The organism is Streptomyces sp. NPDC015532 (assembly GCF_043078065.1).
Classification (GTDB): domain Bacteria; phylum Actinomycetota; class Actinomycetes; order Streptomycetales; family Streptomycetaceae; genus Streptomyces.
Window position 1 is genome coordinate 984,626 of the sequence record NZ_JBIBSY010000001.1, and the last position, 14,005, is coordinate 998,630.

The window sequence follows — 14,005 nt, forward strand, 5'->3', positions numbered from 1 at the left end:
CGCGTTCCGTGAGGCGCTCGGTCAGGAGGTGACGAGGTCGCCGGTGTCCACCCGTGCGGTGGCGTGTGCCGCCTTCTTGGCGTCGCTCGCGACCTCGTGCGCCGTCAGGACGTAACCGGTCTCGTCGTCCGAGGTCGAACGGGCGAAGACCACGCCGTACACCTCGCCGTCGGTGGTCAGGAGCGGACCGCCGGAGTTGCCGGGCCGGACGGTCGAGCGGATCGCGTAGATCTCGCGGGTGACCGTGCCCGAGTTGTAGATGTTCTGGCCCGTCGCGTTGATGCGGCTCGCGACGGTGGCCGCCTGGAGGTCGAGGCCGCCGTCCTGCGGGTAGCCCGCGACCACCGCGGAGTCGCCACGCGAGGCGACCCCGTCGAAGGGGAGGACGGGCGCGCGCAGCGCCGGAACGTACAGGACGGCGACGTCCCGCTGCGGATCGAAGAGCACCACCCGCGCCTGGTACGGGCGGCCGACCCCGCCCACCCGCACGGTCGGCCGGTCGATACCCGCCACCACGTGCGCGTTGGTCATCACCCGGTGCGGGGCGTAGACGAAGCCGCTGCCCTCGCGGCCCTGGTTGCCCGAGACGCCCTCGACCTTCACGGTGCTCAGCTTGGCGGCGTCCGTCGCGGACGGCGTGACACTGTCCCCGGAGGGCTTGGCGACACCGGCCGCCGGTTCGTTCTCGAACGGGTTGAAGACCTGCGGGAACCCCGCCTCCGTGAGGGCCGAGGTCGCCCGCGAGAACCAGGCCGGCGTGGTCTCCGGCATCGTGTTCTGCACGGCGCCCAGCAGCGCCGAGTTGCGGATCGACTGCGTCACCAGCGTCGAGGAGGACGCGCCCAGGACGCTCGCCGCCACCCAGGCCACCAGCAGCACGGCCAGGGTGTTCGCCGCGGCTCCGCCGATCCCGTCGGCCACCCGCAGCGGCCCCTGGTCCAGCTCGCGGCGCAGCTTCAGCGCCAGCCGCCCGGCCAGCTCGTGGCCCACCACGGCGGGCACCAGGACCGTGAGGACCGCCGTGACCGTCGCCGCCGGTGTCCCCGCCGTGACCAGCTCCATCATCCACGGCAGCACCCATACGCCGATGACGGCGCCGCCCACGAAGCCGGCCAGGGAGACACAGCCGGCCACCAGGCCGCGACGGTACCCGGACGCCGCGTAGACCAGGATGACCAGCATCAGCAGGAGGTCGAGAACGTCCACGGAGCCGCCTTTCTCTAGGGCCCCTTAGTACGCGTCGGGCGGGCCCAGTGATCAGCCACGCGCGTTCGGTGCCGCGGAAACGGCCACACACCCGTGGACCTGTAGAAACGTCCCGCACACGCTCGATGGTTCCACCAGGTGGCACACCACACATCGCGGCCCGCGAGGATCCGGGTCAGGGTGGCTCCATGCGTGTCTTCCGGAAGCCGCGAGGACCACGAATACGGAGCGGGGAGCGAGCGTCCCGGCACGGGCGCCACGGTCGCCCGGGGCCCGGGGCGTCCGAGAGGCTCACCCGCGGAGCGGCGCGAGCCCTCCGGGCGCCTGTGCCCCCCGGTGTGCGCCGGCGTGCGCCGGTGGGGCTGCCGAAGCCGGCCCTCGTCGCGCTCGGGTGCGTGCCGGGCCTGCTCGCCGTGCTGGCGCTGGTGATGTGCGCGGCCGGGGTGGACCGCTCGGCGGCCCGGGGCACCCCCCCGCCCCCGGTCGCGGCCCGGATCACCGTCCCCCGTTCCGTCGCCCGGCCGCCCATCGTGCCGCGGACGGCGTGGCTGGACGCCGCGAGAACCCGCGAGCAGCCGGCACCCCGCTACGACGACCGCGTCGTGGCGGTCTTCATCCATCACACCGACTCGCCGAACGGCTACGACTGCGCCGACGTGCCCCGCGTCATCCGTGACGTGTACGCGGGCCAGACCGGCGCCAAGCAGTGGGACGACATCGGCTACAACTTCCTCGTCGACCGCTGCGGCACGATCTACGAGGGCCGCGCGGGCGGGGTCGACCGGCCCGTCACCGGGGCGCACACCCAGGGCTTCAACCACCGCTCCGCCGGGATCGCCGCGATCGGCACCTTCACGGCGGGATCACCGGTGCCGAAGGCGATGACCGACGCGATCGCCCGGCTCGTGGCCTGGAAGCTCGGGCTCAGCGGTGCGGACCCCCGCGGCACGGTCCGCCTCGTCTCCAGCAACAGCCTCAGCCGCTACGCCGCGGGCACCGCCGCCGTGCTCTCCACCGTCTCCGGGCACGACGCGGCCTTCATGACCCGGTGCCCGGGCGCCGCCCTCAGCGAACGCCTCCCCGAGATCCGCGACCTGGCGGCACGCATCCAGGGCCGCTGAGCGCCCGAGGCGCCCGGCGCCGACGGCCGAGCGGGCCCACCTCCGGCGGTCACAGGCGCGTCCCGGGCCGCTCACAGACTCTCCCGAGCCGCGCACCCTACCGTTCCGCGTACGTCGCCACAGGGCGTCGCAGGCACGGACCGGAGGCGGGGATCATGAGGATCAGTCGGGGGGAGCCCGCGCGCGGGGCGGTCGGCGGGGCGCACGCGGGGCGCACCACGGGCGGGCAGGACACGCGGGCCGTGGAGCCGGCGGGAGGACGGGTGAGCGCGGCGCGTGGTCCGTGGGCGGTGCTGTGCGCCGTGGCCACGGTCGTCCTGGGCCCGGCGGCGGTCACGGCGTCCGCACTGGACCAGGCCAACGCGGCCCCGCGGCATCACACGGCGCGAGCCGACGGTCCGCGGGCGTACGTCCCCGCCGACCGGACGCGCCTGCCGGCCGTACCCCGGAGCCGCGCGGGCACGCCCTGACACACCGGGGCGGCCGGCCCGTCAGTCCTCCCTGAAACGCTCCCACAGTTTGGGGTAGCGCCCCGCGATGACGGACTCGTTCTCGAACTCCAGCGGGGTGCCCTCGGGCTCGGCGGCGGCGGCCGGGATACCGAGGGAGGGGGCGACGGCACCGGTCAGCTGCTCGTAGGCCTCGTCGGCCGCGTACCCCAGCTCCTCGCCGTCTCCGTCGATCTCCTCGTCGAAGTCGTCCAGGAGCTCGGCGAGCGTGTCGGGGTCGTGCATCGCCCCCTCGAAGACCTCCCGGCCCTGGCCGATCAGCCAGCACCGGAAGAAGTCGAAGGCGTCGTCGCTGGCCCCGTCGAGCAGCACCCAGGCCGCACCCCACAGATCCCAGCGGTACGCGCGGTTGTAGCGGGACTCGAAGTGCCGGGAGAAGTCCAGGACGGAGTCCGGGTCCAGCTGGACGAGCCGCTCGACGAGCAGATCCGCCTGTTCCTCGGGGTCGCCCTCGGCAGTCTCGCGGGTCGTGTCCACCAGCTGCCAGAACTCCGTCTCGTCCATCACGGGTCCAGCATCGGGCCTGGGCGGGAGGGACGCACGTGGAGCGGCGCAGATTGTTATGCATGCACATGCCGAAGGTAAAACCGCCGGGTTCCTGCGCATTTCCGGCGGGCGGAGGCCCGCGTCACCCGTAGAGCGCCGCCGCCGCGGCCGCGTCCTCGGCGCAGCGTCTCCGCAGCGCCTCCGGAGCGAGCACCTCCACCTCGGGGCCGAGCCCCCGCAGTTGTACACGGGCGACCTCCTCGGACTCGACCGGCAGGGTGAGGGTCACCCAGCCCCGCCCGTCCGGGGCGCCGGACGTACCGAGCCCCTCCTTCGCCGAGGCGGGATCGAGGGCGTACGGCAGCAGTCGTACGCCCTCCGGGGACAGCCGTACGACGGCCTCGGACCGCAGGACGGACCGGGCGAACTCCTCGGCCCGCTCCTCCCAGAACGCCGGCAGATCGAAGCCGTCGTCCCGCCGGAACCGCTCCGCGCCGGGGTCGACGGCGGTGAACCGGTCGATCCTGTACACCCGGAAGGCCTCCGCGTCCGGCACCCGCGCGCACAGGTACCAGAGCCCCGCCTTCAGGACGAGCCCGTACGGTTCGAGGGTCCGCTCCGCCTCCGACCCGCCGCGCCGGTAGCGCGCGAGGACCGGGCGGTCGTCCCACACCGCGTCCGCGAGCGCGGGCAGCAGCTCGGGCGTCAGCGGCTCGCTGAACCAGGCGGGCGCGTCCAGATGGAAGCGCTGCGCCACCGATCGCGAGGCACCTTGCGCGGAGGGCATCAGTGCCGCCGACACCTTCAGCCGGGCCGCCGACGCCGAGTCCTGAAGGCCCATGTCGCGCAGCGCCCCCGGCACCCCGCTCAGGAACAGTGCCTCCGCCTCGCTCCGCGCCAGTCCCGTCAGCCGCGTGCGGTACCCGCCGACCAGGCGGTAGCCGCCGGCCCGGCCCCGGTCCGCGTAGACCGGAATTCCCGCCTCCGACAGCGCCTGCGCGTCCCGGGCGACCGTGCGCTCGGACACCTCCAGCTCCCGCGCCAGCTCGGCGGCGGTCATCGACGCCCGGGTCTGGAGCAGCAGCACCATCTTGATCAGACGAGCGGCACGCATGGGTTCATGATGCCGGGCACCACTGACAACGACCGGGCGGGCGCCCATCCCGCGAGGTCCGGGCGTCCGCGGCTCGCCGCGCCGGGCGGCCGCGCAAGGATCCGGGACAGCGAGAAGGGGTACGGCGACCGCCGTACCCCTTCTCCGTGCTCAACCCCCGGGCACTACAGGCCGTAGCGCTCCCGGGCCTCCTTCACGGCCGACGCCTTGACCTCGCCGCGGCGGGCGAGCTGCGCCAGCGCGGCGACGACGATCGACTGGGCGTCCACGCCGAAGTGACGGCGGGCCGCCACACGCGTGTCCGAGAGACCGAAGCCGTCGGCACCGAGCGAGGACCAGTCCTGCTCGACCCACTGCGCGATCTGGTCCGGGACCTGGCGCATGTAGTCGGAGACCGCGAGCACCGGGCCCTCGGCGCCCTGAAGCGCCTGGCGGACGAACGGCACCCGCTCCTCGCCGCGCAGCAGGGCCGCGTCGGCCTCCAGCGCGTCACGGCGCAGCTCGGTCCAGGAGGTCGCGGACCACACGTCGGCGGCCACGCCCCACTCCTCGGCGAGCAGCTTCTGGGCCTGAAGGGTCCAGTGGATCGCCGTGCCGGACCCGATCAGCTGGATGCGCGGGGCGTTCGCCGCGGCCACGTTCAGGCCCGCCGACTCCGCCGTGTTGAAGCGGTACAGGCCCTTGAGGATGCCCTCGTCGACACCGGCCGGCTTGGCGGGCTGCGGCATCGGCTCGTTGTAGACGGTCAGGTAGTAGAAGACGTCCTGGTCCTCGCCCGGGGCGGCCTCGCCGTACATCCGGCGCAGACCGTCCTTGACGATCGCCGCGATCTCGTACGCGAACGCCGGGTCGTAGGAGAGCGCCGCCGGGTTCGTCGCCGCGATGACGGGGGAGTGGCCGTCGGCGTGCTGAAGGCCCTCACCGGTCAGGGTCGTACGGCCGGCGGTGGCGCCGACGAGGAAGCCTCGGCCGAGCTGGTCGCCGAGCTGCCACATCTGGTCGGCCGTGCGCTGCCAGCCGAACATCGAGTAGAAGATGTAGAAGGGGATCATCGCCTCGCCGTGCGTGGAGTACGCGCTGGACGCGGCGATGAAGTCCGCCATGGAACCGGCCTCGGTGATCCCCTCGTTGAGGATCTGGCCGTCCTTGGCCTCCTTGTAGTACATCAGCTGGTCGCGGTCGACCGGCTCGTACGTCTGGCCCTTGGGCGAGTAGATGCCCAGCGACGGGAAGAGCGACTCCATACCGAAGGTACGGGCCTCGTCCGGGACGATCGGTACCCAGCGGCGGCCGGTCTGCTTGTCGCGGACCAGGTCCTTGACGAGGCGGACGAACGCCATCGTCGTCGCCAGGTTCTGCGTGCCGGAGCCCTTGTCGAAGGACGCGAACGTCTTGTCGGCGGGGGCCGGCAGCGGGGCCAGGGCGTGCGTGCGGCGGGCCGGGGCCGGACCGCCGAGGGCCGCGCGGCGCTCCTGGAGGTAACGGACCTCGGGGGAGTCGGCGCCCGGGTGGCCGTAGGGCACCACACCGTCGACGAACTGGCTGTCGGAGATGGGCAGTTCGAGCAGATCACGCATCTGCTTGAACTCGTCCGTCGACAGCTTCTTCATCTGGTGGTTGGCGTTCTTCGACGCGAAGCCCGGGCCGAGGGTGTGACCCTTGACCGTCTGGGCCAGGATCACCGTCGGCGCGCCCTTGTGGGCGAGGGCGGCACGGTAGGCCGCGTACACCTTGCGGGACTCGTGGCCACCGCGGGAGAGGTGGAAGCACTCCAGGATCTTGTCGTCGCTCAGCAGCTTCGCCATCTCGGCGAGCGCCGGGTCGGCGCCGAAGAAGTCCTGGCGGATGTAGGCGGCGTCGCGGGTCTGGTACGTCTGCACCTGCGCGTCGGGCACCTGGCGCAGGCGGCGGACGAGCGCGCCCGTGGTGTCGAGCTGGAACAGCTCGTCCCAGGCCGAGCCCCACAGCGACTTCACGACGTTCCAGCCGGCGCCGCGGAACTGCGCCTCCAGCTCCTGCACGATCTTGAAGTTCGCGCGGACCGGGCCGTCGAGGCGCTGGAGGTTGCAGTTGATGACGAAGGTCAGGTTGTCCAGACCCTCGCGGGCGGCGAGCGCGAGTGCCGCCGTCGACTCCGGCTCGTCCATCTCGCCGTCACCGAGGAACGCCCACACGTGCGACGCGGAGACGTCCTTGATGGCGCGGTTGGTGAGGTAGCGGTTGAAGCGGGCCTGGTAGATCGCCGACAGCGGGCCGAGGCCCATGGAGACGGTCGGGAACTCCCACAGCCAGGGCAGCCGGCGCGGGTGCGGGTACGACGGGAGACCGTTGCCGCCCGCTTCCTGGCGGAAGTTGTCCAGGTGCTGCTCGTTCAGGCGTCCGTCGAGGAAGGCGCGGGCGTAGATGCCGGGGGAGGCGTGGCCCTGGATGTAGAGCTGGTCACCGGAGCCGTCCCCCTCCTTGCCCTTGAAGAAGTGGTTGAAGCCGGTCTCGTAGAGCCAGGCCGCGGAGGCGAAGGTGGCGATGTGGCCGCCGACGCCGTGCTTCGCGCCCCGGGTCACCATCGCGGCCGCGTTCCAGCGGTTCCACGCGGTGATCCGGGTCTCCATCGCCTCGTCGCCGTCCACGACGGGTTCGGCGGCGGTGGGGATGGTGTTGACGTAGTCGGTCTCCAGCAGCTTGGGCAGCGCGAGACCGTTGCCCTCGGCGCGCTCCAGCGTGCGGCGCATCAGGTACGCGGCACGGTGCGGCCCGGCCGCCTGGGTCACGGCGTCCAGGGAGGCCTGCCACTCGGCGGTCTCCTCGGGGTCGCGGTCCGGGAGCTGGTCGAGCTCGCTCGGCTGGATTGCGGTGGGGTCGGTCATTGCGCCGCCTTCCGGATGCGGAGGGGGGTTCCCTCGTCGGCAAGGGGTTTTCGGGGGGTGCCCTTGGTCTATGGCAGGACAGGGCGGCGGGCTCTTGTAGGAGCCCGTCGAGGACTGTAACCCCCTGATCGATGATCGATCAAAGGAATCCGGGGGAAATCCTCTTCAGATCGGAAAGTCGGCACGGGGTGCCTTGGGGACAGGCACCGGGTGCCGTGAAAAGTGACGGTTTTCGCAGGTGGGAGCACGGTTGAGCGCGGGTGTGCTCCCCTGCGCCGATGTCGTCGGCGCGTCCCTCACGGGCGCGGGGCGCAACCGAGGACGTGGGCCTTCACGAGGTCGGCGATCAGCGGGTCGCGCCGCCGGAAGGCGTCCACGAGGGCCTCGTGCTCCTCCGCGTACGACTGCTGCACGGTCCCGAGCCAGCGGATGGACAGGGCCGTGAAGACCTCGATGCCCAGGCCCTCCCAGGTGTGCAGGAGCACGGAGTTCCCGGCCGCCCGGACCAGCTCGCGGTGGAAGCCCACGGTGTGCCGCACCTGACCGGTCCCGTCGGCCAGCCGGTCGGCCTCGTACAGCGCCGCCACATGGGGTTCGAGGGCTGAGCAGTCCTCCGCCAGCCGGCCGGCCGCCAGCTCCGCCGCGATGGCCTCCAGACCGGCTCGTACGGGGTAGCTCTCCTCCAGGTCGGCGGCCGTCAGGTTCCGCACCCGGACGCCCTTGTTCGGCGCCGACTCGATCAGCCGCAGCGACTCCAGCTCGCGCAGCGCCTCGCGCACCGGGGTCTGGCTGACCTCCAGCTCGGTGGCGATCCGCCGCTCCACGATCCGCTCGCCCGGCTTCCAGCGCCCGCTGACGATCCCCTCCACGATGTGCTCGCGGATCTGTTCGCGCAGCGAGTGGACGACGGGCGCGGTCATGAAGGCTCCTTTGACAGGGGTGGCGGGACCCCGAGGGCGTTTGACCTTTAGACAATAAGGCCGTGGCTCGGTCGGTGAGGGGCGCATGGCGGCGCTTTCCCGCAGGTGAGACGAGGCTTACACGCTGTCGGAGTGTTCCCGGCCGTAGGGGCTCGTACCGGGTCGAGTCCGGATTCGTACCGCCGATGTGATCGCCGGACGCGGGCCCCGGCGCAAGAACGGCGGCCGCGGGAACCCGGCCCCGGGGAAACACCGCACGTCCGCCCGGATGTCCGGAGATCCAGAGGCCTGGAGGTCCGGAGCGGGAAAACACGGCACCCCCGCCCGGAGGTCCGGACGGGGGTGCCGTGTCAGCGTGCTGCGTGCGGTGCGGGTTACAGGCCGAGCTCGACCTCGAACTCGCCCGCTTCCAGGATCGTCTTGACCGCGGTCAGGTAGCGGGCGGCGTCGGCGCCGTCCACCAGACGGTGGTCGTAGGAGAGCGTCAGGTAGGTCATGTCGCGGACACCGATCACGGTGCCCTCCTCCGTCTCGATGACGGCCGGACGCTTGACCGTGGCACCGATGCCCAGGATCGCGACCTGGTTCGGCGGCACGATGATCGTGTCGAAGAGCGCGCCGCGCGAGCCGGTGTTGGAGATGGTGAAGGTCGCGCCGGACAGCTCGTCCGGAGTGATCTTGTTCGCCCGGACCTTGCCCGCCAGGTCGGCGGTGGCCTTGGCGATACCGGCGATGTTCAGGTCGCCCGCGCGCTTGATGACCGGGGTCATCAGGCCCTTCTCCGAGTCCACCGCGATACCGACGTTCTCGGTGTCGAAGTAGGTGATCGTGCCCTCGTCCACGTTGATCCGGGCGTTGACGGCCGGGTGGGCCTTCAGCGCCTGGGCCGCCGCCTTCACGAAGAACGGCATCGGGGAGAGCTTGACGCCCTCGCGGGCCGCGAAGGAGTCCTTCGCCTGCGCGCGGAGCCGCATCAGCTTGGTGATGTCGACCTCGACGACCGAGGACAGCTGCGCCTGCTCGTGCAGGGCCTTCACCATGTTGTCGCCGATGACCTTGCGGATGCGGGTCATCTTGACGGTCTGGCCGCGCAGCGGGGAGACCTCCAGGACCGGGGCCTTCTTGGCGGCGGCGGCCGGGGCGGCGGCCGGAGCCTGAGCCTTGGCGGCGGCCTTCGCGGCCTCGGCGGCGGCGACGACGTCCTGCTTGCGGATACGGCCGCCGACGCCGGTGCCCTTGACGGCGGCCAGGTCGACGCCGTTCTCGGCGGCGAGCTTGCGCACCAGCGGGGTCACGTACGCGCCGTCGTCACCGGCGGTCGCGGCGGGCGCCGGAGCGGGGGTGACGGGGGCGGGCGCGGCCACCGGCGCGGGGGCCGGGGCGGCGGGCGCGACCGGAGCGGCCGGCTGGACCGGAGCCGGGGCGGCGGCGGCCGGGGCGGCCGGAGCAGCCGGGGCCGGAGCCGGAGCAGCCGGGGCCGGGGCGGCGGGGGCCGGAGCAGCCGGGGCCGGGGCGGCGGGGGCGGCCGGAGCGGCGGGGGCCGGAGCCGCGCCCGGAGCGCCGATGACGGCCAGCTTCGCGCCGACCTCCGCGGTCTCGTCCTCGCCGACGACGATCTCCAGCAGCACGCCGGCGACCGGCGCGGGGATCTCGGTGTCGACCTTGTCCGTGGAGACCTCGAGCAGGGGCTCGTCCTCCGCGACCTCCTCGCCGACCTCCTTCAGCCAGCGGGTGACGGTGCCCTCGGTGACCGACTCGCCCAGCGCGGGCAGGACGACGTCCGTGCCCTCGGCGGAGCCACCGCCGGCGGCGGCCTCGGCGGTCGGGGCCGGCGCGGGGGCGGCGGCCTCGGCGGACGGGGTCGCCTGCGGGGCCGGCTCCGGAGCGGCGGCCGGGGCCGGCTCGGCGGCGGGAGCCGGGGCGGCGGCGGGCGCGCCCGTGCCGTCGTCGATGACGGCCAGCTCGGCGCCGACCTCGACGGTCTCGTCCTCGGCGACCTTGATGGACGCCAGGATGCCGGCGGCGGGGGAGGGGATCTCGGTGTCGACCTTGTCCGTCGACACCTCCAGCAGCGGCTCGTCGGCCTCGACGCGCTCGCCCTCGGCCTTCAGCCAGCGGGTGACAGTGCCCTCGGTGACGCTCTCACCGAGTGCCGGAAGGGTTACGGAAACCGGCATGGTTTCTGTTGCTCCTTATTGGGGTCTCCCCTGCCCGACCGGGATCGAGAGCTCGGGGAAGTGCGGAAGTCTGTGGTCGTCGTCGCGCCCTGCTCGACGCGGTGACTGGGGACAGCCGGTGGCCGGGGGAGTCCCCCCGGCCGGGCCGATCAGTCGTGCGCGTGCAGCGGCTTGCCCGCGAGCGCCAGGTGGGCCTCGCCGAGCGCCTCGTTCTGCGTCGGGTGGGCGTGGATGAGCTGGGCGACCTCGGCGGGCAGCGCTTCCCAGTTGTAGATCAGCTGGGCTTCGCCGACCTGCTCGCCCATGCGGTCGCCGACCATGTGGACGCCGACCACGGCACCGTCCTTCACCTGGACGAGCTTGATCTCACCCGAGGTGTTGAGGATCTTGCTCTTGCCGTTGCCCGCGAGGCTGTACTTCAGGGCGACGACCTTGTCCGCGCCGTAGATCTCCTTGGCCTTGGCCTCGGTGATGCCGACGGAGGCGACCTCGGGGTGGCAGTACGTCACGCGCGGGACGCCGTCGTAGTCGATCGGGACGGTCTTCAGACCGGCCAGCCGCTCCGCGACCAGCATGCCCTCGGCGAAGCCGACGTGCGCGAGCTGGAGCGTCGGGACGAGGTCGCCGACGGCGGAGATCGTCGGGACGTTCGTGCGCATGTACTCGTCGACCAGGACGTAGCCGCGGTCCATCGCGACGCCCTGCTCCTCGTAGCCGAGACCGGCCGAGACCGGGCCGCGGCCGACGGCGACGAGCAGGACCTCGGCCTCGAACTCCTTGCCGTCGGCGAGGGTGACCTTGACACCGTTCTGGGTGTACTCGGCCTTCGAGAAGAACGTGCCCAGGTTGAACTTGATGCCGCGCTTGCGGAAAGCGCGCTCAAGAAGCTTGGAGGAGTTCTCGTCCTCGAGGGGCGCGAGGTGCTTGAGGCCTTCGATGATCGTGACCTCGGAGCCGAAGGACTTCCACGCGGAGGCGAACTCCACGCCGATGACCCCGCCGCCCAGGATGATCGCGGACTGCGGCACGCGGTCCAGGACGAGGGCGTGGTCCGAGGAGATGATGCGGTTGCCGTCGATCTCCAGGCCCGGCAGCGACTTCGGCACGGAGCCGGTCGCGAGGAGCACGTGGCGGCCCTGGACGCGCTGCCCGTTCACGTCGACGGAGGTCGGGGAGGACAGACGGCCCTCACCCTCGATGTACGTCACCTTGCGGGACGCGATGAGACCCTGCAGCCCCTTGTACAAGCCGGAGACGACCCCGTCCTTGTACTTGTGGACGGCGGGTACGTCGATGCCCTCGAAGGTGGCCTTGACGCCGAACTGCGCGCTCTCGCGGGCCTGGTCGGCGATCTCGCCCGCGTGCAGCAGGGCCTTCGTGGGGATGCACCCGCGGTGCAGGCAGGTACCGCCGACCTTGTCCTTCTCGATCAGGGCGACGTCCAGGCCCAACTGCGCTCCGCGCAGCGCCGCGGCGTAACCGCCGCTACCGCCGCCGAGGATCACTAGGTCGAAAACGGTGCTGGCGTCGTTCGCCACGTCACGTCCTCCATGCATGTGCGCCGTTACGCCGGGCACCTTTGTCCCTTGCGGGCGGTTGACCGGTCGGTCGGCTGGTGTCCGGCCGCTCTTTCTACGGCCCTGTGGTGGGGGCCCTGTCCTGCCGAGAACCCATCTTCGCACTTGTCGAGGGCGAGCGAGACGCCGGGCCGGTGTGTGGGACGTCTGATCCATCACGTCGACGGGGTGCGGAGTCGGGTGAACCTGCGGATTTCGTCGAGGGCGAAACCTCCGTTGGGCCATACGGGCGGCCCCGGGCGCGCGGACGCCCGGGGCCGTGTGCTGTACGAGGGCCTGTCCGGCCGAGCGCGTCGCCGCGCGGCGACGCGCTCGGCCGGACAGGCCTCAGGGCTCAGCCCAGGTCGCCGGCCGCCGTCAGTTCGGCGAGACGGACCAGGGTGCGGACCGCGGAACCGGTGCCGCCCTTGGGGGTGTAGCCGAACGGGCCGGCCTCGTTGAACGCGGGGCCCGCGATGTCCAGGTGCGCCCAGGTGATGCCCTCGCCGACGAACTCGCGCAGGAACAGGCCGGCGACCAGGCCGCCGCCCATGCGCTCGCCCATGTTGGCGATGTCGGCGGTGGGGGAGTCCATGCCCTTGCGCAGGTGCTCGGGCAGCGGCATCGGCCAGGACTCCTCGCCGACCTCGTCGGCGGCCTCGACGATCGCGGCGCGGAACGCGTCGTCGTTGGCCATCACGCCGAAGGTGCGGTTGCCGAGCGCCAGCACCATCGCGCCGGTCAGCGTCGCCACGTCGACGATCGCGTCCGGCTTCTCCTCGGACGCCTTCCACAGCGCGTCCGCCAGGACCAGCCGGCCCTCGGCGTCGGTGTTCAGGACCTCGACGGTCTTGCCGCTGTACATGCGCAGCACGTCACCCGGACGGGTGGCGGAACCGGACGGCATGTTCTCGGCGAGCGCGAGCCAGCCGGTGACGTTGACCTCCAGGCCGAGGCGCGCGGCGGTGACCACGGCGGCGAAGACCGCGGCGGCGCCGGCCATGTCGCACTTCATCGTCTCGTTGTGCCCGGCGGGCTTGAGCGAGATGCCGCCCGAGTCGTAGGTGATGCCCTTGCCGACGAAGGCGAGGTGCTTCTTGGCCTTCGAGGAGGTGTACGACAGCTTCACCAGGCGGGGACCGGCGACCGCTCCGGCGCCGACGCCGAGGATGCCGCCGAAGCCGCCCTTGGCCAGGGCCTTCTCGTCGAGCACCTGCACCTTGATGCCGTGCTCCTTGCCGGCCGCGGTGGCGACGGCGGCGAAGGACTCCGGGTTGAGGTCGTTCGGCGGGGTGTTGACGAGGTCGCGGGCGCGGTTGAGCTCCTCGGTCACGGCGGTGGCGCGCGCGAGGGCCGCCTTGTACGCCGCGTCGCGGGGCTTGCCGCCGAGGACGGTCACCTCGCCGAGCGGACCCTTGCGGCCCTTGGCGGCCTCGTTGCGGCCCGTCTCCTTGTACGCGTCGAAGCCGTACGCGCCCAGGCGGGCGCCCTCGGCGACGGCGCCGGCGTCGGCGGCGTCCGAGACCGGCAGCGCGAACGCGGCCTTCTTGGCGCCGGCGAGCGCGCGGGCGGCGACACCGGCCGCGCGGCGCAGCGCCTCGGCGTCGTAGCCGGCCTCGTCCTCGGGGACGGCTCCCAGGCCGACGGCCACCACGACGGGGGCCTTGAATCCGGACGGCGCGGGCAGCTTGGTCACCTCGCCCTCGGAACCCGAGGCCCCGAGGGTCTCCAGGATTCCGGCGAGCCCGCCGTCATAGGCGTTGTCCACGGCCTCGGCGCCCGGTGCGACGACCGGGCCCTTGGGGCCCTTCGCGACACCGACGACGATCGCGTCGGCCCGCAGACCCGACGCTGCGGCGGTGCTGAGAGTGAGAGCAGTCACGGTGGTGAGATCTCCGCTTCCATTGAAAGTTCGTTTGGCCGAGAAGGGGTGGGTCGACCGGGCCCGACGGCTGACCCTAGATCCGTCCTCGGGGGCGGTCCTTGCCGGGGCCCCTGACAGGGCGGGCGAGTACCCGGGACGAGCCTACGCTCGGGGTCGGGTTTCGCTCA

Annotated in this window: 10 protein-coding genes; 2 read left to right on the top strand and 8 right to left on the bottom strand. The window is 72.4% G+C overall.

Annotated features, from left to right (window positions below):
• Nucleotides 1-21 precede the first annotated feature (21 nt).
• Nucleotides 22-1,206 (bottom strand): MarP family serine protease, encoded by a 1,185-nt coding sequence (locus ACF07B_RS04155; protein WP_369486183.1) that lies wholly within the window; start codon nucleotides 1,204-1,206, stop codon nucleotides 22-24.
• A gap of 356 nt (nucleotides 1,207-1,562) precedes the next feature.
• On the opposite strand from ACF07B_RS04155, the gene ACF07B_RS04160 reads away from it, so the two are divergent.
• The gene (locus ACF07B_RS04160) at nucleotides 1,563-2,327 is read left to right on the top strand and encodes a peptidoglycan recognition protein (RefSeq protein ID WP_392177669.1); all 765 of its coding nucleotides are present in this window, start codon (nucleotides 1,563-1,565) and stop codon (nucleotides 2,325-2,327) included.
• 242 nt (nucleotides 2,328-2,569) lie between these two features.
• The gene (locus tag ACF07B_RS04165) at nucleotides 2,570-2,797 is read left to right on the top strand and encodes a hypothetical protein (RefSeq protein ID WP_392177959.1); all 228 of its coding nucleotides are present in this window, start codon (nucleotides 2,570-2,572) and stop codon (nucleotides 2,795-2,797) included.
• Nucleotides 2,798-2,818: 21 nt separating this feature from the next.
• Here the strand turns inward: ACF07B_RS04165 and ACF07B_RS04170 are convergent, their stop codons facing one another.
• The 7 genes from ACF07B_RS04170 to ACF07B_RS04200 all read right to left on the bottom strand — a co-directional run bounded on the left by ACF07B_RS04170 (nucleotide 2,819) and on the right by ACF07B_RS04200 (nucleotide 13,835).
• Entirely contained in the window at nucleotides 2,819-3,340 is a 522-nt protein-coding gene (locus ACF07B_RS04170) for a DUF4240 domain-containing protein (protein ID WP_362404458.1), read from the bottom strand.
• Between the two features lie 124 nt (nucleotides 3,341-3,464).
• Nucleotides 3,465-4,436: a helix-turn-helix transcriptional regulator gene (locus ACF07B_RS04175; RefSeq protein WP_392177670.1), complete on the bottom strand. Its 972-nt coding sequence runs from the start codon at nucleotides 4,434-4,436 to the stop codon at nucleotides 3,465-3,467.
• Between the two features lie 164 nt (nucleotides 4,437-4,600).
• Entirely contained in the window at nucleotides 4,601-7,300 is a 2,700-nt protein-coding gene (gene aceE / locus ACF07B_RS04180; RefSeq protein WP_392177671.1) for a pyruvate dehydrogenase (acetyl-transferring), homodimeric type, read from the bottom strand.
• Between the two features lie 296 nt (nucleotides 7,301-7,596).
• Nucleotides 7,597-8,220, bottom strand: coding sequence for a GntR family transcriptional regulator (locus ACF07B_RS04185; RefSeq protein WP_355983654.1), 624 nt, complete (start codon nucleotides 8,218-8,220; stop codon nucleotides 7,597-7,599).
• 374 nt (nucleotides 8,221-8,594) lie between these two features.
• On the bottom strand, nucleotides 8,595-10,397 hold the full coding sequence (gene sucB / locus ACF07B_RS04190; protein ID WP_392177672.1) for a 2-oxoglutarate dehydrogenase, E2 component, dihydrolipoamide succinyltransferase: 1,803 nt from the start codon (nucleotides 10,395-10,397) through the stop codon (nucleotides 8,595-8,597).
• A 149-nt stretch (nucleotides 10,398-10,546) separates the two neighbouring features.
• Nucleotides 10,547-11,935 (bottom strand): dihydrolipoyl dehydrogenase, encoded by a 1,389-nt coding sequence (gene lpdA, locus ACF07B_RS04195; RefSeq protein WP_384243247.1) that lies wholly within the window; start codon nucleotides 11,933-11,935, stop codon nucleotides 10,547-10,549.
• Between the two features lie 373 nt (nucleotides 11,936-12,308).
• On the bottom strand, nucleotides 12,309-13,835 hold the full coding sequence (locus tag ACF07B_RS04200; protein ID WP_362404428.1) for a leucyl aminopeptidase: 1,527 nt from the start codon (nucleotides 13,833-13,835) through the stop codon (nucleotides 12,309-12,311).
• Nucleotides 13,836-14,005: the final 170 nt, after the last annotated feature.